Annotated in this window: 14 protein-coding genes, 3 tRNA genes and 1 pseudogene; 17 read left to right on the forward strand and 1 reads right to left on the reverse strand. The window is 41.9% G+C overall.

Features of this window, described 5'->3' with window-relative positions; translation table 11 throughout:
- A partial coding sequence (locus AAEZ02_RS19860) for an IS630 family transposase (protein ID WP_351124681.1) occupies positions 1 to 560 on the forward strand: 560 nt, incomplete at its 5' end.
- A gap of 16 nt (positions 561 to 576) precedes the next feature.
- Positions 577 to 888 (forward strand): annotated as a pseudogene (locus AAEZ02_RS19865) (transposase); the annotation flags it as partial.
- 588 nt (positions 889 to 1,476) lie between these two features.
- Here the strand turns inward: AAEZ02_RS19865 and AAEZ02_RS19870 are convergent.
- A complete protein-coding gene (locus AAEZ02_RS19870) occupies positions 1,477 to 3,726 on the reverse strand; it encodes a peptidase U32 family protein (protein WP_124014332.1) in 2,250 nt (749 codons plus the stop codon).
- Between the two features lie 466 nt (positions 3,727 to 4,192).
- On the opposite strand from AAEZ02_RS19870, the gene AAEZ02_RS19875 reads away from it, so the two are divergent.
- The 15 genes from AAEZ02_RS19875 to AAEZ02_RS19945 form a co-directional block, all read left to right on the forward strand.
- Positions 4,193 to 4,630 carry a CidA/LrgA family protein gene (locus AAEZ02_RS19875; RefSeq protein WP_335689494.1) on the forward strand — a complete coding sequence of 146 codons (438 nt, stop codon included), beginning with the start codon at positions 4,193 to 4,195 and terminating at the stop codon, positions 4,628 to 4,630.
- Between the two features lie 35 nt (positions 4,631 to 4,665).
- The gene (locus AAEZ02_RS19880; RefSeq protein ID WP_124014330.1) at positions 4,666 to 5,352 is read left to right on the forward strand and encodes an LrgB family protein; all 687 of its coding nucleotides are present in this window, start codon (positions 4,666 to 4,668) and stop codon (positions 5,350 to 5,352) included.
- 759 nt (positions 5,353 to 6,111) lie between these two features.
- Positions 6,112 to 6,531: a secondary thiamine-phosphate synthase enzyme YjbQ gene (locus AAEZ02_RS19885; protein WP_351074865.1), complete on the forward strand. Its 420-nt coding sequence runs from the start codon at positions 6,112 to 6,114 to the stop codon at positions 6,529 to 6,531.
- A gap of 263 nt (positions 6,532 to 6,794) precedes the next feature.
- Complete coding sequence (gene uvrY, locus AAEZ02_RS19890; protein WP_101030271.1) at positions 6,795 to 7,439, forward strand: UvrY/SirA/GacA family response regulator transcription factor; 645 nt, start codon at positions 6,795 to 6,797, stop codon at positions 7,437 to 7,439.
- Positions 7,440 to 7,483: 44 nt separating this feature from the next.
- Positions 7,484 to 9,316 (forward strand): excinuclease ABC subunit UvrC, encoded by a 1,833-nt coding sequence (gene uvrC / locus AAEZ02_RS19895; protein ID WP_124014317.1) that lies wholly within the window; start codon positions 7,484 to 7,486, stop codon positions 9,314 to 9,316.
- 44 nt (positions 9,317 to 9,360) lie between these two features.
- Positions 9,361 to 9,909 (forward strand): CDP-diacylglycerol--glycerol-3-phosphate 3-phosphatidyltransferase, encoded by a 549-nt coding sequence (pgsA, locus tag AAEZ02_RS19900; protein ID WP_124014316.1) that lies wholly within the window; start codon positions 9,361 to 9,363, stop codon positions 9,907 to 9,909.
- A 313-nt stretch (positions 9,910 to 10,222) separates the two neighbouring features.
- A tRNA-Gly gene (locus AAEZ02_RS19905) sits at positions 10,223 to 10,298 on the forward strand.
- A 42-nt stretch (positions 10,299 to 10,340) separates the two neighbouring features.
- Positions 10,341 to 10,414 (forward strand) — tRNA-Cys (locus AAEZ02_RS19910).
- Positions 10,415 to 10,463: 49 nt separating this feature from the next.
- Positions 10,464 to 10,549: transfer RNA gene (locus tag AAEZ02_RS19915), tRNA-Leu, on the forward strand.
- A gap of 673 nt (positions 10,550 to 11,222) precedes the next feature.
- Positions 11,223 to 12,107, forward strand: coding sequence for an IS1595 family transposase (locus AAEZ02_RS19920; RefSeq protein ID WP_351124685.1), 885 nt, complete (start codon positions 11,223 to 11,225; stop codon positions 12,105 to 12,107).
- A gap of 286 nt (positions 12,108 to 12,393) precedes the next feature.
- Positions 12,394 to 13,077, forward strand: coding sequence for a response regulator transcription factor (locus AAEZ02_RS19925; RefSeq protein ID WP_124013413.1), 684 nt, complete (start codon positions 12,394 to 12,396; stop codon positions 13,075 to 13,077).
- A gap of 9 nt (positions 13,078 to 13,086) precedes the next feature.
- Entirely contained in the window at positions 13,087 to 14,523 is a 1,437-nt protein-coding gene (locus AAEZ02_RS19930; RefSeq protein WP_124013412.1) for an ATP-binding protein, read from the forward strand.
- 86 nt (positions 14,524 to 14,609) lie between these two features.
- The gene (locus AAEZ02_RS19935) at positions 14,610 to 15,449 is read left to right on the forward strand and encodes a YbhB/YbcL family Raf kinase inhibitor-like protein (RefSeq protein WP_124013411.1); all 840 of its coding nucleotides are present in this window, start codon (positions 14,610 to 14,612) and stop codon (positions 15,447 to 15,449) included.
- A gap of 67 nt (positions 15,450 to 15,516) precedes the next feature.
- Positions 15,517 to 16,740 (forward strand): efflux RND transporter periplasmic adaptor subunit, encoded by a 1,224-nt coding sequence (locus tag AAEZ02_RS19940; protein ID WP_351124690.1) that lies wholly within the window; start codon positions 15,517 to 15,519, stop codon positions 16,738 to 16,740.
- 3 nt (positions 16,741 to 16,743) lie between these two features.
- A partial coding sequence (locus tag AAEZ02_RS19945) for an ATP-binding cassette domain-containing protein (protein ID WP_351124693.1) occupies positions 16,744 to 17,825 on the forward strand: 1,082 nt, incomplete at its 3' end.

The following is a 17,825-nucleotide window of genomic DNA, read 5'->3' on the forward strand; positions in this document are numbered from 1 at the left end:
TAAAGTCTGAAGTAGTTGATGAGCCTATATTGTTTATGGATGCTATGCATCCAACTCAAGCGACAAAAGTAAGTTGTGGCTGGATAAAAACAGGGCATGACAAAGCGATAGAAACAACGGGTAGTCGGACTCGATTAAATCTAGTTGGTGCAATTGATTTGAATGACTTAGCTGCCGCTCAAGTGAAGCGTTACGATAAAGTGAATGGTGAAACTATTCAGCATTTTTTCGAGGAGATAAGAGCGTATAACGGCAGTGATAAGCGAATTCATTTAATTTTAGATGGTGCAGGTTATCACCGAGCACAAGTCGTAAAGAATAAAGCAAAAGAGCTTAATATTGGGCTTCATTACCTCCCGCCTTACAGCCCCAATTTAAACCCAATAGAACGTTTGTGGAAGGTAATGAATGAGCATGTGAGAAATAACAAATATTTTGCAACGGCGAAAGAATTCAGGGATAAAATTGATGAACTTTTTAGTCAAACACTTCCCCTGATAGGTGATATTTTAGGGAGTAGAATTAATGACCATTTTCAGGTGTTAAAACATGCACCTTGAAGAATGATGGGTATATACAACGCACACCCCCGGTTCTTTATACAAAGCTTATCCAGCAGAAGAAGCTCGGCGTATCTTGAAGAAAATTGAATTTCACTACACCCCAAAACATGCCAGTTGGTTGAATATGGTAGAAATTGAGATTGGCGTGATGAACAGGCAATGTTTGGATAGACGAATTGCCACTTGGGATGATCTACGACTTTCGCTTACGGCTTGGGAAACAGCCAGAAATAGCGAGAATGCTCGTATTAAGTGGATGTTTGATGTAGATAACGCTCGGTTGAAACTCAACCGAGCTTATAAGCTTTTAAACAGTCAGAATTAAATGGAATTAGTACTAGTGTGTTGACATTCAACGGGAATAAAACCCAGTCACCCAAGAGGGTTGGCGGATATTTAACCATTTCTCTAGTTTTTAGTTACCTTTATTGACTTGCAGGTAATGAATGATAGTCTTATATTGCCCATGTGTGGGATGCTAGCCAATATCTATGTAGCATCATTGTCTTCGTCTCATTCTCATCGCTCTTATAACAACGTTCATAAAAGTATCCATCATCATCCTATAAACTGCCAGGTTGATAGTCAGCTATATACGTTCGATAGTTCAGTAATGCTGGTTTGGTGTCAGCTGTTAAATGATGTGGCGTCACAAGTGAGCATCGTTAGACACAATCTTGGGTTAGAATCATGCGTTAGAAGAGCTCATCAAAATGCTTTGTGGATTTGAAATTGCTCTGGGTGATGTTTTAGAACCCATTCAAACGAAAAAACGGGATGACTCAGACGGACAAGAGTTTAGTCAATTGGCGTTTTGCTCAAGCGTAAAAATATTTAGCATTAGACAGAGTCCTATCTAATTAGAAAAGTCACACTAAATTAGATCTAGTACACCTAATAAGACATCTTTCAACTAGATCCCTTTGGTGTACTGATTTGATATGGTGGGTTGTACCTGCTCCGTCAGCCTCTCAATTGCGGCTTGATCACCGGCAATCAATTTGCGTAATGCTTCGATAAAATCAGCTTTTGACCCATTGATCTGTGTGGATGTTTTAATATCTCGTAAATCCACCAACAGGCTAGTGAACTTGCCAGCCAAGTCACCGACAATATCCAAATTCATAAAGTTATGATTATTGTATAAACTATTGTGCGACCCCTTTTGTTTATCAATAACAAAAGCATTGTCCTTCACATTGATGATTGATGCATGCTTAGCGCATTTCGGCAGGCACTGGTTATCTACTCTATCTTTTTTACAACCGGTGACTTGGTGGAAAAAACACTGGCGGCTGGTCATTAATAATGTGGGATGATAAATGCTGTAATGTAGCTCGAAAGCTTCTGGGCATTTAATCGATCTGATTTGCTTTCGTGCGAGTTCGTTCGAGATAAAAGCGCCGCTACAATTAAAAGTCCGTTTTAGCGCTTCAAGACTAAACGAGTTACTCAGGTTGAGTTGAGGGCCGGCTATCCAGTCAATATTGGCGTTAAATGCCGCAAATCCGATACCAGTATTATTAGCCACAATATGTTTAGGCTGCACAGCGTTGAGTAGGGCAACGGCTTGGGAGAAGTCATCGCCAATAAGGATTGATGGAAACCAAGGAGCCAGATTTTGATTGTCGTTAAACAATTTAACCAGCCGATTAAAATGCTTGCCTATCTTTTCAGGTATTAGGTAATAGCAAATATCAGCGATTTCACCCAGTTCAATGTCTTTGTCATTCGCAATCAATACCACCAGCTTTGCTGCGCGGTCTTCCTTTGAGCTGGCGTTAGATCCTAGAACAATACTGGGTACTTGAACGTCTTCAATGAGTGGTTTGTCACCATTTAATTTGTGTTCAATTTGGCGTTTAAGTTCAGTTATCAACTTATACGACAGGTAGGTGCCATCAGTGAAACGTTCAAAATCAAGTTGTTCAATCCGGTACTTATCATTATTTAAACTGCTGAAGCGTTTGGTTAATGTTGCTTGGTCAATCGAATGGGATGCCGGTTGTTTATGGGTGTCAACGCGAACTGAAAAGCGTAAGTCATCTGCAGTAACATCGACGTCAAGCTGACCATTTTCTTGGGTGATAAACGTAAACTTCAGCGGGATTTTATCTATGACCATGCTGCTCGTTAGTTTATCTAGCGTCTGGATAATATCTGTTTTATCGTCGTAAATTTTCTGCTTCACAGCATCGATTTCGACTGGGCTTTTTGCATTGGTAAGTTGGATAAAATAATCGTTACTATTGTCTCGCGGGTTATCAATAAACATATCTTTATTGATATTGTTATTGAGATAACCATCGGTAAAATCACGATTAAAAACTTGATGTAAATTAATTTTTTCATCGACAAGTGGTTGGTTTTGGTAATATCGCTGTAATTGCTTACGCCAAGTATTTACCACAGTGTACACATAATGAGGCTTCTTGATCCGACCTTCAATTTTGAGTGAATCTACTCCAGCCTCAGCAAGCTCAGTTAATTGGTGGTAAGAAGAGTTATCTTTCATGTTGAGTGGGAATTCTTTAGCCGCTTTTGCAGGTTGATAGGCGTCGCGGCAGGGTTGGCTACAACGTCCTCGGTTGCCTGAATTACCGCCATGAACGGAGCTGATATAGCAAAGCCCTGAGAAACTGATGCAGTTTGAACCGTGTACAAAAACCTCCGTCGCCATATTCAAGGCGTGCGACACTTGAGTTAGGTCGCGGATCTCTTCAAGGGTTAACTCGCGTGAAAGGTTGGTTCTGCTCGAGCCTAATTGATGTAAAAACTCGATTTGGCCACTATTATGAGTTGTGACCTGAGTCGAAGCATGAATGTCTAAGCTCGGAAAGTAATGACCAAGAATGTAGAACAACCCCAAGTCTTGCACTATAACGCCGTCAATATCAGTATTCACGAGGCGGTTTAACAGCCGAAATAACGCCGGAACTTCCGTTTCAATAATGATGATATTCAGGGTGAGAAACATCTGACAATCGTGCTTGTGTGCTAATGCAAGTAGAGGGTTGAGCTCATCAAAGCTGACGTTTATCGCTCGGTTTCTTGCATTGAAGTTATCTAAGCCAAAATAAACCGCATCTGCGCCAGCAACAATGGCCGCTTTAATGGCTTCAACATCGCCGCCAGGGGCAAGTAGTTCGATTTTTTTATTCACTGAAAATAACTCGGGTTAACGAAAGGGGACTGCTTTTACAAGCGCGGCGTATTTTACGGTGTGAGAAGCCGCATGTCTATGCGGCCACACAGATGGTGACCGCGATGGGTCAATCAAGTTGACATTATATTGCCAATCACAATCATTGGTGAATTTTTAATCACTGTTTTGGTTTTTTGTTACCTTTATTAACTTGCAGGCAATGAATGATGGCCAGACCAAGACAAACAGTCGTCAGTTTAGATGACTCGTCTTATGATCACCTTTGTTCACATGTTATCCATAAACCGAGTGACCAGCCTTAGCGAAACCGCCAGCGTTAACAACTTCGGTGAAATAGTGCAGTGCTTTAAGAACTCAGTGCATAACCAAAAGGAATGAAGTTAATCATTAATATTCATTTTTTTTATCATTTGAGCAAGCGTAAACTCTCAATATCAACTAAAAAATCGATATTTGAAACGAAATGTTATCTCCATTAAATACCCATAGCGCCTTTTTGAAGGGCAAAACAACCTTAATCGTCCAAGTGAGTGGTCTATGTTTATTTGCTTGGCTATGTCAGTGGGCGGCTCACTCGGTTCATTCTGTTATTCCAGGAAGCGTTATTGGCTTAGGCGTATTATTGATATTATTATCTTGCCAATGGCTACCCGAAAAAGTCGTCAACCAAGGCTCGGCATGGTTAATTGGCGACTTACTTTTATTTTTCATTCCCCCCGTTGTCGCGGTTACCAAATATAAATCAATACTAGAAAACTATGGTGCTGAGTTGATTATGTGCATGTTACTGGCCAGTACCAGTGTGCTATTAGGTACGGCTGTTATCGTTGACAAGTTATTTAAGTTTGAACGTAAACAACGTCTAAACAACATTTCCTCACAGCGCTCACACCTTAAGTAACCGCTCTTTCAAATTGAATTTAATGGGTAGCAACAATGAACGATTCATTATTAGGCGCTTTGTGTTTATTACTCACATTGGCAGGATATTACCTCAGTAAGCGGCTTTATTTACGCCAACAACGGGTTTGGTTTGCCCCCATTATCATGGCCCCGACGATTATTTTGTTGACCGTGGTTATATTTCAAATTCCACTGGTCGATTACTTTCAATTTACCCATTGGCTGCCCGCTTTACTGGCACCTGCCACGATTGCATTTGCGGTGCCCATTTATCGTGAACGGCTACTAATCAAACGTTATCCGTTAACGATAAGCCTTGGGGTAATGGCTGGGTTATGTTTAGGCGTTGGATCCTCATGGTTGATTCTCCATTTCACCAATATGCCGTCAGCGCTTTCTCGTAGTTTAATCGTAAGATCGGTATCGACCCCGTTTGCCATTGAAGCAACAAGTGCATTTGGTGGCATACCGGAATTAACCGCAATGTTAGTCTTAGTCACAGGTATTATGGGAATGCTGATTTGTGAGCCCCTTTTTAAAGCGGCTAAGATACAAAGCAGCTTAGCGAGGGGGATTTCTTTAGGGGCATCTGCACATGGTGCTGGAGCGGCTAAAGCGAATCAAATTGGTCGGGAAGAAGGGGTTATCGCCAGCTTAACCATGATTTTTACCGGTATTGCCATGGTTATCACCGCGCCCTTATTTGCGTTACTGTTTTAGCTCACCTCAGAGCGGTTTAAGCCATTGCTGTGAGTGGCGCTGTCTAAAAATTTATATATTAAAACAAGAGTGGGGAATTGATTGGTCCATTCGTCGCTATTAGGTCCCATTACACATTGATTGTGGATTCTATTGCTAAACAGGCCATACAACGCGAACAGCTATAACAGAAAAAAGTTGATGGGTTCGCTTGTCCTGATTTAACAATGGATCACCCATTGTTGAGCTTTCTTCTCGCTTGGCAAAACACCTTGTGTCTGCTGGGGGTAAACTGCGAAATAAACCTTCGCGTCTTCAAATCAGTAAAGTCATTACCATTGTGTTATTTTATCGCTCCGCTAAGCACTATTACGGCTAATTTTTGCCGTTACTCCACCAAAGAATGTCCTGAATTCTTCTATACCGTCAGATATTGCTTACCCGCTGCTGAATCGGCTTTAATCTGCCATGATACGTTGATTAAAATCAAACGTTCTATGCTATGTATGTCTGCATTTTTCATCAATACCCATGCTTAGTCGACAGTAAAAGTTATTAACACATGAAGACGCCTTGTGAGCAAAAGAATTGCAAGTTTGATATGGAACTGGTGAAATATTCTGATTTTGCTTATTTACCTCATCTTTTAACTCGATGAGAGGTTAAGTAAATTATCTGACAATGAGCCCAAATCGTTTCAGACTTAATACTACTCTGATGTATGCTTCGCACTTCGCTTGACAATACGTTGTGCGTTAAAATCAAAAAAGGATCCATTTGATGTGGTTACAACGAGAATTGACTCTTAAGACACAGCGGCGAGGATTTCATTTAATTACCGACGAAGTGATCACAAAGCTGCCCGAGCTGAGATCCATAAATGTTGGATTATTACATGTGTTTATTCAGCATACCTCTGCATCACTAGCGATTAACGAAAATGCAGATCCCACTGTTCGTGGCGATATGGAGCGGTATTTTAATGTACTCGCACCAGAAGGTGCGGCATACTTCCAGCATACAGATGAAGGTGCTGATGATATGCCTGCTCATATTAAGTCGACGTTGATAGGTGTTAGTCAGACTATCCCTATTACTAACGGGCACCTGAATCTTGGCCTTTGGCAAGGTTTATATTTATGCGAGCATCGCGATCATGCTTGTTCGCGCACCATTATTGTCACGTTGCAAGGTGAATGATTTAAAAGATAAAATGGCAATGTTAAGGAAACTGTGCTGGATATTTGATATACATATTTCACGTTCAACCATGACTTTACTTGTGTCTGTAAATGTAAAGATGTTAAATTTAGGCATCAAAGGTAGATGGGTAAAATATGTAATTTTACCCGCGCAGTTTTAGCATAATATTTTGGCATATTATTTTGCCTATAAATGTTTTATACATAAAAAATGGCCCTAAAATCCAAAAATAAATTACGCATAATAATAGGTGGGTTAACGTGATATCTGTATATTTGGTTGACGACCATGAACTCGTTAGAACGGGGATCCGTCGTATTTTGGAAGATGAGCGTGGTATTAAAGTCATCGGTGAAGCACCTGATGGAGAAACCGCGGTACAGTGGTCGCGACAGAACGAAGCAGATGTCATTTTAATGGACATGAATATGCCAGGTATGGGGGGATTAGAAGCTACTCGTAAAATTTTGCGCTACCAGCCCGATGCAAAAATTATTGTATTAACTGTACAAACAGAAGATCCATTTCCGACAAAAGTGATGCAGGCGGGTGCCTCTGGGTATTTAACCAAAGGGTCTACTTCACCTGAAGTATTACGCGCTATTACTCAAGTAGCTCGAGGTCAACGTTACTTGTCGTCAGAAATCGCCCAGCAAATGGCTCTCAGTCAATTTAACCACTCTGATGAGAACCCATTTAGCAGTTTATCTGAACGTGAGTTGCAAATCATGATGATGATAACCAATGGCGAGAAAGTTAATGATATTTCTGAAAAATTAAATTTAAGCCCGAAAACCGTCAACAGCTATCGTTATCGGTTATTTGCTAAGCTTGGGATCGGCGGAGATGTTGAGTTGACCCGTTTAGCTATCCGTTACAAAATGCTCGATACAGGTTCATTTTAGTCGGGAATACGTTATTCCTCGCAACGCATTAAGTAGCTTTAATCATGTCTAGTGGTTTTAACGCCAAATCCTTTTTAAAAAATGTTACTTCAGCGCCTGGGGTTTATCGTATGTACGATAAGCGCCAACAGGTTATTTATGTTGGTAAGGCCAAAGATCTTAAAAAACGTCTTAGCTCCTATTTTCGAGTCAATATACCCAACATTAAAACCCAAGCATTGGTATCGCATATCGATCATATTGATGTGACCGTTACCCATAGCGAAACCGATGCGTTATTGCTTGAAAACGATTATATCAAACAGTACATGCCCAAATACAACGTACTGCTTCGTGATGATAAATCGTACCCGTATATTTTGTTAAGTGGCCATAAACATCCTCGATTGGCATATCACCGTGGTCCCAAACGTGAAAAAGGTCATTACTTTGGCCCTTACCCTAATGGTGGTGCAGTGCGCGAGAGTTTGCATTTAATGCAAAAATTGTTTCCTATCCGCCAATGCGATGATTTGTACTACAAATCGCGATCTCGCCCTTGTTTACAGTATCAATTAGATCGTTGTAGTGCGCCTTGTGTCGGAATTGTCAGTGATGAGGAATACAGTGAGCAGGTTAAATTAGCCAGTCTATTTTTACGCGGTAAAGACAAGCAAGTGATATCGCAATTGGTGGCAAAAATGGAAATTGCTGCCATTGATATGGAATACGAACGCGCGGCACAATATCGCGACCAAATCACCGCTTTAAGGCGGGTTGCAGAGCAGCAGGAAGTGTCGAATCAGAAAGGGGATATGGATGTCATTGGCGTCGACTATGCCTCTGGTATTGCCTGTTTTCACCTATTGTTTATCCGCGACGGCAAAATCTTTGGCAGTCGCAGTTATTATCCTTCTGTACCTGCAGAAACTGCAATCGAAGAGGTGTTGTCGTCATTTTTAGGCCAGTTTTATCTCAATGCCGATATCCAGCGTACCATTCCCAAAGAAGTCATCCTCAGTCATCACTTTGACGGCATAAAAGAGTTGCAAGCCTCTATTGAACAAGCACTAGATAAAAAGTTTGAATTAAAAACGCAAGTGCGTGGTGATAGGGCCAATTTTTTACGCTTAGCCATGACTAATGCCAGTAATGCTGTTGCCACTAGATTGTCCCATAAAAATACCGTTGAACAACGGTTCCTATTACTTGAAGAAGCACTTGAGCTTAATGAGCCTATTAAGCGGATGGAGTGTTTTGATATCAGCCACACTATGGGCGAAAGTACGGTGGCCTCGTGTGTGGTGTTTAATCGAGAAGGGCCGCATAAAGCCGATTATCGCCGTTATAATATTACCGGAATTACCGGTGGCGATGATTATGCTGCTATGGAGCAAGCGATAAGCCGTCGATTCGATAAAATTAATAACAATGGCAAAGTACCTGACTTGGTCTTTATCGATGGTGGCATCGGCCAATTAAGAGTAGCGCAAACTATTGTTGATGAGAAGTGTGTCAATATTGATCATCCGCCATTACTCATTTGTGTGACCAAAGGTGAAGGGCGCAAAGCTGGACTCGAAACCTTTACCGTTGGTGGCAGTGAACAAACCTTTGAACTCCCGAGTGATTCGCCTGCATTTCATTTAATGTTACACATCCGTGATGAGTCACATCGATTTGCGATTGCCGGACATCGTAATAAACGCCAGAAAACACGTAACACCTCTACATTAGAATCTATCGCCGGAGTGGGTCCTAAGAGGCGTAAAGCCTTGTTGCAACATTTGGGGGGAATACAAGAAGTCAAAGGCGCTAGCGTGACTGAATTGACAAAAGTACCCGGAATTAGCTTAGAAATGGCACAAACAATCCATGATACATTGCGAGGGGGCTAAATTTAAGGCAAAATTGGCGCTGCTTCTGACAATTTGGTCTTTTTATGCCGTTTAATTTACCTATTGCACTGACATTATTTCGTATTGCTTTGTTGCCCGTTTTCATCGCCGTTTTCTATTTACCTTACTCATGGGCACCATTTGTTTCAGCATTTATTTTTTGGTTGGCTGCATTGACCGATTGGTTAGACGGTTATGCCGCTCGTAAACTAGGTCAGCTAACCCGATTTGGCGCTTTTTTAGATCCTGTTGCCGATAAAGTCATGGTGTCGACGGCATTAGTGTTGTTGGTTCAGCAAAATGATAATATGTATTTAACCTTAGCTGCATTGTTTATGATTGGCCGAGAGATTGTGATTTCTGCATTACGTGAATGGATGGCCGAAATTGGCAAACGTGGTGTGGTAGCCGTTTCTTGGATTGGTAAATATAAAACCGCCGCGCAAATGGCCGCTATTACTGGATTAATTTGGAAACCGACGCCTTTGCTAACCGATGTTGCCTTTGGGTTGTTTTATATTGCGGCCGCACTGACGTTCTGGTCGATGATAAGTTATATTTCAGCAGCTTGGAATGATTTAACTGCTGAATAGCGTAATAATACTTCAATAAGATTATTTAGTGCGCAAACAGTCATAATTGCGTAAATCAACAATTGACACTCGAGGTTAATTCGGTAAAATGCCTCCCCGTAGACAAGTGACTAGTCAACAGCAAGGCTTAGGTTTTTTGTTAACTAACACATCTCTATAGTATTAGTTCGATAAGATAAGTTGAAAGACGATACCTTTCTTACACATACAATAAAGCATTAAAACGATTGAAATGCGACATTAGTTTAGTTGGATAGGTTGAAAGACGATACCTTTCTGGCAGATATAATAAAGCATTAAAAAGATATAAAATGCGACATTAGCTCAGTTGGTAGAGCGATACCTTGCCAAGGTATAGGTCATCGGTTCGAACCCGATATGTCGCTCCAATTTCTTATCTTATCCGATGGATTAGAATTTGGTATAAGTATGGCGCGATGGCAGAATGGCTATGCTACGGATTGCAAATCCGTCTATCTCGGTTCGACTCCGGGTCGCGCCTCCACAAAATTGCATTTAATGGTTACTTTTAGTAACGGTTAAAACAACACTTTGCCCGAGTGGTGGAATCGGTAGACACAAGGGATTTAAAATCCCTCGCTGAATAAGCGTGCCGGTTCAAGTCCGGCCTCGGGTACCATTATTTATAGTAAGAAATTACATACGTAGGTATGGTGTAAAAAAGCCTCAACAATAGTTGGGGCTTTTTTACGTCTGTAGTTTAGTGAATTATTACAAACGATAGCAACAGTGTGATCGAGAACCTAGATACTAGAGCGGACTACGTCCTGCTAGGTCGCTACGCTGCTATAAGAGCGGCTAATTCGAAAAGTAGGTAGGTTCTTTGGCTTAACCCTTTACATAGTGAAACTGTTTGATATGGCCTGCGGCCACTAACGTCGTGGCGCTTCATCTGCATCAGATCAAGAGGAAACCAACGGTTGTCCCTCTTTACTTTTTATAAAAGAATTGGCTTAGCCGCCTCGCAAAATTCCCCCAATTTACTTAAGCAACAGATATGAAAAGGTCGCCATGGTGATTGATTTAGGGGAAGAACAGATCCAGCTTTGGAGCTCGTTTGTAATCTACCTCGTTCTTATTCGGAAATGCTATTACTTCCGAGAAGTCATCCATGACTACCTAAAACTAGTCTGAATTACTGTCAGGCTGACGTCATTATCTTTATTGTTCTAAAGTTCAGCGTTGAATCACACCGATTGCTAACTTCATATTATTATCTAACATGCCTATGCATCTGAGTCAGTTTTGGCTTATTCTTATAGTATAAATCAAGACTAGAAGTGAGATTTGCTATGAAAATGCCTGAAACGAGTTTTTTTGAATGGCAACGTCAATTCAGCGCTGAAACTGATTGCTTAAATCACATTAAGAAAATGAGATGGCCTAATGGTTTTGTTTGCCCTAGATGCTCTTGTGAGCATGCCTATGAGCTTACAACCCGCAATGTATATGAATGCAGTCAATGTCATAAACAAACATCGGTCACAGCAGACACATTATTCCACGGTAGCCGTATTCCTATCACTAAGTGGTTTTGGGCTATCTACTTTTTAGGCTCAGATAAAGGCAGTATTTCAGCATTAAGATTGAGCAAGCACATTGAAGTTAATTGGCGAACGGCACGTTTGATATTAAGTAAGCTGAGAACAGCTATGGGCCATAGAGACAGCTTATATAGACTGTCAGGGGTCATTGAAATTGATGATGCGTTAGTAGGTGGCAGAAGGAAGGGCAAGCGTGGACGTGGAGCAGAAGGTAAAACACCTGTTTTAGTTGCCGTTGAAAGCAAAGGAAAAAGAGCTGGATTTATTGCTATGCAGGCTGTGAATAGCGTTTGCCATGATAGTGTTGAAAAGTTCGTTGCCAAACACTTAACGAGACAGCAAAAAGTGCATACAGACGGCTTACCTGCGTTGAACATTATAGATAAGACTCAACAACATGAAGCGAGGGTTACCCCCAGTGAGCTTGTTGATGAATGGCTGCCTTGGGTTCATATTGCCATTGGTAACTTAAAAGCATTTTTACTTGGGACATTCCATGGTGTTTCAGGAAAGTACCTACAAGAATACCTGAGCGAGTTCTGTTATCGGTTCAATCGTAGACAAATGGAAAGAGAAATACCTAACAGATTGTTAAATTTGGCAATCATTCACACGCCAATACATTCTTACTGAGCCAAGTGCATAGGCATGTTATCTAATGATAACTATCTATTTTTCACGTATTGATTGACAAAATAATAGCCAAAAACCTATTTCTACTTCACTTTCTTGAGTCAAATAACACTTATACTTTTTTAATTGATTTTGTTTTAGTGTCTAAAGGAAAAGAGTCAAAGCGCTGACTTTAATTTTCTTGTATAACCAGCCTTAATCTCCTAAATGACAATGTTGTCATTTAGGTTGCTAGTGCGATGTGTCAGATGAGATACTTTTAAGCGTCACCCAAGGATAAAACTCAATGAACGTATTGCTTGTCGAAGATGAACAAAAAATTGCAGATTTTATCTGCGAAGGTTTGCGCGCCAAACATTTCAATGTCACTCATTGTGCCGATGGCAATCAAGGTTATCAGGCGGCAAGCAATAATACTTATGATGTGATTATTCTCGACATTATGCTTCCGGGTAGAGATGGGTTGGATATTCTTTGTTCGCTGCGTCAACAAGGTGTCGATGCGCCCATTATTCTGCTTACTGCGCGTAATGAATTGGGCGATCGCGTTCAGGGGTTAGACATGGGCGCAGATGATTACTTAGCCAAACCGTTTTATGTTGAAGAGTTGCATGCTCGCATTCAAGCCTTGCTTCGACGGCATTGCGGCACACAGCAGCATGTTGTCGAGGTAGGCGCATTGCAACTTGATTGTATTAATCGCAGCCTTAATTGTCAGGGACAATCGGTCGAGCTTACTAGCCGAGAATTTAGCCTGCTTGAACACTTAATGCGCTCACCCAACCAAGTGTTAACCCGGGGGCAGTTGCTGGAGCATGTTTGGGGATACGACTTTGATCCTTGTACCAATGTTGTCGATGTGTGTATTAAACGTATCCGCAGTAAAATGGCTTCTTTAGAGAAGGCAGGAAAAATGGTCGGCGCCATTGAGTCTCTTCGCGGCACAGGTTATCGCTTAAGTATCCGATAAGGTTTTAATATGCATTTTCGTACTCGTATTTTTGCCATATCAATTTTAACTGTAACAGCTGTGCTTACGTTGGTTATCAGCTTAAGTTGGTCGCGTATTATGAGCGTTGAATTGACTCACCTCGATTCTCGCCTTTGTATAGAAGCAAAACGCTTAATACGCAAACGTACTTTGCATGATGTCAATAATTCTGCAATGAATATAAGAGATTTAAACGATACACTTCTTTCGGGTGGTCGGTTAATGACTGATTTAATGGACAAGTTACGAGTCAATTCACCCAGCCAATTAATGCTGTCAGTCGGTTCTGCTGAGCAAGGCTTTTTAACCGCGCCAGACGGAGTAGACGTACAAGATGTGATAAGTCGCTTAAATTGGCTACGCGCAGAGTCACTCACATTACCCCACAATAATAAAGCCGACGCGGTTTGTCAGCTGGCCTTTTTTGAACATCAGCAAAGCCGATGGCGAGCAAGCTTATTTCAAACCTCAAACCAACAAAGTTTTATTGCTGTGGATATTGCAGCCACCACAAATCAGTTAACGAATACCTTACTGACCGCGTTGGTTGTGGTTATCCCTTTTTCATTACTGCTCAGTATTCTAGGCGCATGGATTATCTCGACCAATACCATTAAACCAATAAACAGATTACATAAAGCAATGGATAAAGTGACCCAAAAAGATCTTAGCCATCGCTTGCCTGAGCATAAAGAAGACAAAGAATTCAAAATGTTGATTGATGCATACAATATGATGCTCGATCGCCTAGAGGACAGTTTTCAACAAGTTTCTCGTTTTACGGCTGATGCCGCTCATGAGCTAAAAACACCACTTACAGTGCTAAGAGGTAAGCTTGAACAAGCAGTGTTGTCTGAAAACCCATCGCTATTGGATCTCAATGCCATTCTTGATGAAGTCGGGCATTTGTCGGCCATTACCCGTAAATTATTGCTGTTATCACAGGCGGATTCAGGCTCTATGGCGTTGCATTTTGAACCAATAAATATCACTGAATTGGTAGATGAGTTGATTGCCGATATGATCTTGTTGTCGGATGAACTGGAGCTCGATTGTGTGATTGAGAAAGGCTTAATCACTCAAGGCGATTTTGTGTTATTGAGGCAGCTGTTAAACAATCTGCTCGTAAACGTAATGCGTTATAGCCTTCCGCATAAAAGTGTCACCATCCACGCTCGCCAAAACGAGTCGGTTATTGAAGTGGTGATGAGCAATGCTTGTCTTCCAATCTCACGCGATGTCAGGGCCAAACTGTTTGATCGCTTTTACCGCGGCGAGCCAGCTCATACCCAGGGAATATCCGGCAGTGGTTTAGGGTTAAGTTTAGCCAGAGAAATCGCTCGCGCGCATGGTGGCGATCTTACACTTGAGCCCAGTGATATTGAGGTTGTGACAATGCGGCTGTTGTTACCCATCGTTAAATGACAACATTGTCATCCATCAGCGAAGCCTAATCGATACACTTAAGTTAACTCATTAATCGTTAACTTAATCGCATTGGAGATTAGGCCATGAATACCCACATTATTGGCTCCATTTTATCTTTGACGTTGCTCAGTGCAACCGCCGTTAATGCCAAGCCTTCACTTGAACTCACCAGTCCTGCATTTTCCGATAAGGGGACATTGCCAGTTGAGTTTACCTGTGAGGGAGAGGGCATTTCACCACAATTAAGTTGGAGCGGAGTACCAGACGGAACCCAGTCGTTGGTGGTGATAATGGATCACATACCTAAGCGTCATTTCACAAACAATGTCGCAGGCAACGAAAAGAACGCACCAAAGGCTGACTCAGCTGATAATAAAAAAGGCACCCCACCTCAAGTTGACTCTCAGGCATCTAGGCCAAACCAGCCTGAAGAACTCAAATGGTATTGGACTGTTTACAATATTCCGGCACAAGCTTCAGGCATTGATTCAGGTAGTAAAGCAAAGCAATCTGTTGGCTTATTTGGCAATAATACAGTGAATGATCGTAACGAGTATGCACCACCATGTTCCAAAGGACCTGGTCAAAAAGTGTATACTTTTCATCTTTATGCACTATCCAAATTGTTAGATATCGATCCGTCAGCCCCTGTGTCTGCAATAATGCTTCGACAAAGCATGCAAGACTTCGTTCTGGACTCAGACTCTTTGACTGTGAGTTTTGAGCGACACTGTCAAACGCCGCAACGGGCTCATTTACAACAAGCTCATTTACAACGACCTGATTCACCACAAGCTCATCCGCAACAAGCTTATCCAGAACAAGCTCGGCCACATAATGACAGCATGGATCCGCTGTCAACATTGCCATTGTGTAAACCCACTTTGAATTCGACGACGGCTGCTGTTATTGACATCAAATAAACGCAAATTCGTTATTACAAGATTGTTAGCATAAATTCAGTCACTCAAAAGACATCAAGAGATCCACATGAAAAAGAACATTAAAAACACCTTGTTGCTTATTTCCCTTGGCGCAATCGTTGCCGTTGTAGGGTACAAGTACACTCAAGCTCAACAGGAGCAACCTATCTTTACCACCGATGTGGTTAAACGCGGCAACATCGAAAAAGTAGTCCTGACAAACGGTGTGCTTTATCCGTCTAAATTAGTCAATGTTGGCGCTCAAGTGTCGGGGTTAATCGAAACAATGGACGTGAATGTTGGTCAAAACATAAAGCAGGGCGACTTGATTGCTCAAATCGATAACTTAACTCAACAAAATGCCCTTAAAGAAGCCCAAGCATCATTGCAAAGTATTGATGCGCAATATCGGGCAAAGCAGGCGCAAATAAAAGTCGCACAGTCTGAATATGCTCGTAATAAAAAGATGCTGGTTAATGGCGCTGCGTCGGTATCAGACTTTGACTCTGCAGAATCGATATTGGCGGTTTATCTGGCAGAGCTTGATGAACTCAGTGCTGAAAAAGACAAAGCAATCATTAGTGTCGATAACGCCAAGCTCAATTTAGGTTACACAACTATTCGTTCGCCCATTGATGGCACCGTGATTTACGTGTCGGTCGAAGAGGGGCAAACCGTTAATAACAATCAAGGCACTCCCAGTATTATTGAGCTGGCGCAGTTGGACGTAATGACGATTAAAGCGCAAGTGTCTGAAGCTGACATTATCAATGTGAGTACGGGCCAAGAAGTGTATTTTAGTATTTTAGGGGCCACTGCGAAAAAGTACCGTGGTGTATTACGTGCCATTGAACCTGGGCCAACATTGCTTAGCGGCGATGACAGTTCGTTGATGATTGGCGATGATGAGGCGATTTACTATAACGCCCTATTTGATGTGGAAAACCCAGACAACCTATTGCGTTTTGGCATGACAGCGCAGGTCTCCATTATTTTAGCTAATGCGCAAGACACTTTGCTGGTTCCATCACAGATATTGATAACAAAAACGAGGCTAAGTGTTTCGTATCAAGTGCCAGTGATAGTCAATAACCGCATTGAATATCGCGATGTTGAAGTGGGCATTAACAATAAAGTCTACGCTCAAATCCTTTCAGATCTTAACGAAGGTGATCAAATTATGCTTGGTCAATCTTCAACTAATGACGGCGCAGCAACGAAGTCTGATTCATCTAGAGGTAACAAGCTAGGGCAGCGTACACCAGGTCTTGGCAAAGAGATGAGGTTATAACCCATGGCTGACGTTTTGTTAAATATTAAAGGGGTTAGTCGTTCTTTTATCGCTGGAGAGCAGGAACTGACGGTACTTAACAACATTAATCTGCAAATTTGCCGAGGTGAATTGATTGCCATTATCGGTGCATCTGGTTCCGGTAAATCTACATTAATGAACATCCTTGGCTGTCTGGATAAACCCAGTTCAGGCAGTTATTTCATTAATGGTCAGGACACATCCAGTATGGATGACAATGAACTGGCTGCACTGCGACGTGAATACTTTGGGTTTATCTTTCAGCGCTATCATCTTTTGGGTGATTTAACTGCGGTGGGTAATGTGGAAGTACCGGCATTGTACGCCAATGAGGCGCCGCAAATTCGACATGAAAAAGCCAAAAAGATACTCACTCGTTTAGGGTTAAGTGATCGCTTAGATCATAAACCAAGCCAGCTCAGTGGCGGCCAACAACAACGAGTCAGTGTCGCCAGAGCTTTAATTAATGGTGGCGATATTATTTTGGCCGATGAACCCACCGGCGCGCTTGATAGCAAAAGCGGCGAAGAAATGATGAAGCTCATTCAAGAACTGCATCGCGACGGCCACACCATTATTTTAGTGACACACGATCCGCATATTGCCGAATTTGCCGATCGCGTTATTGAGCTAAAAGACGGAGAAATCATTGCCGATAAACAAAATCGTATTCCAGCTGTAACGAACTCGTTAATCGCAAACAGACAATCTTCCCAAGCAAGTATGAAGATAAACTGGTCGCGTTATTTTGAAGCGTTAAAAATGGCCTTAATAGCCATGTCTAACCACCGTTTGCGTACGTTTCTGACGATGCTCGGCATTATTATTGGCATTGCTTCTGTGGTGTCTGTGGTCGCGCTGGGCGCGGGGTCGCAGCAATCTATTTTGGATAATATTGCTTCAATGGGCACGAATACCATTGAAATTAAACCCGGAACAGGACGAGGCGATCGCCGCTCTGAACGGGTTAAGTCACTCACGGCAGATGATGCCAATGCGCTTAAAATATTGCCCTATGTGGACAGCGTTACCCCAACCGTTAGAGCTAATGTTGTTATACGTTA

This window comes from Shewanella sp. T24-MNA-CIBAN-0130 (assembly GCF_040310185.1).
GTDB lineage: Bacteria > Pseudomonadota > Gammaproteobacteria > Enterobacterales > Shewanellaceae > Shewanella > Shewanella psychromarinicola.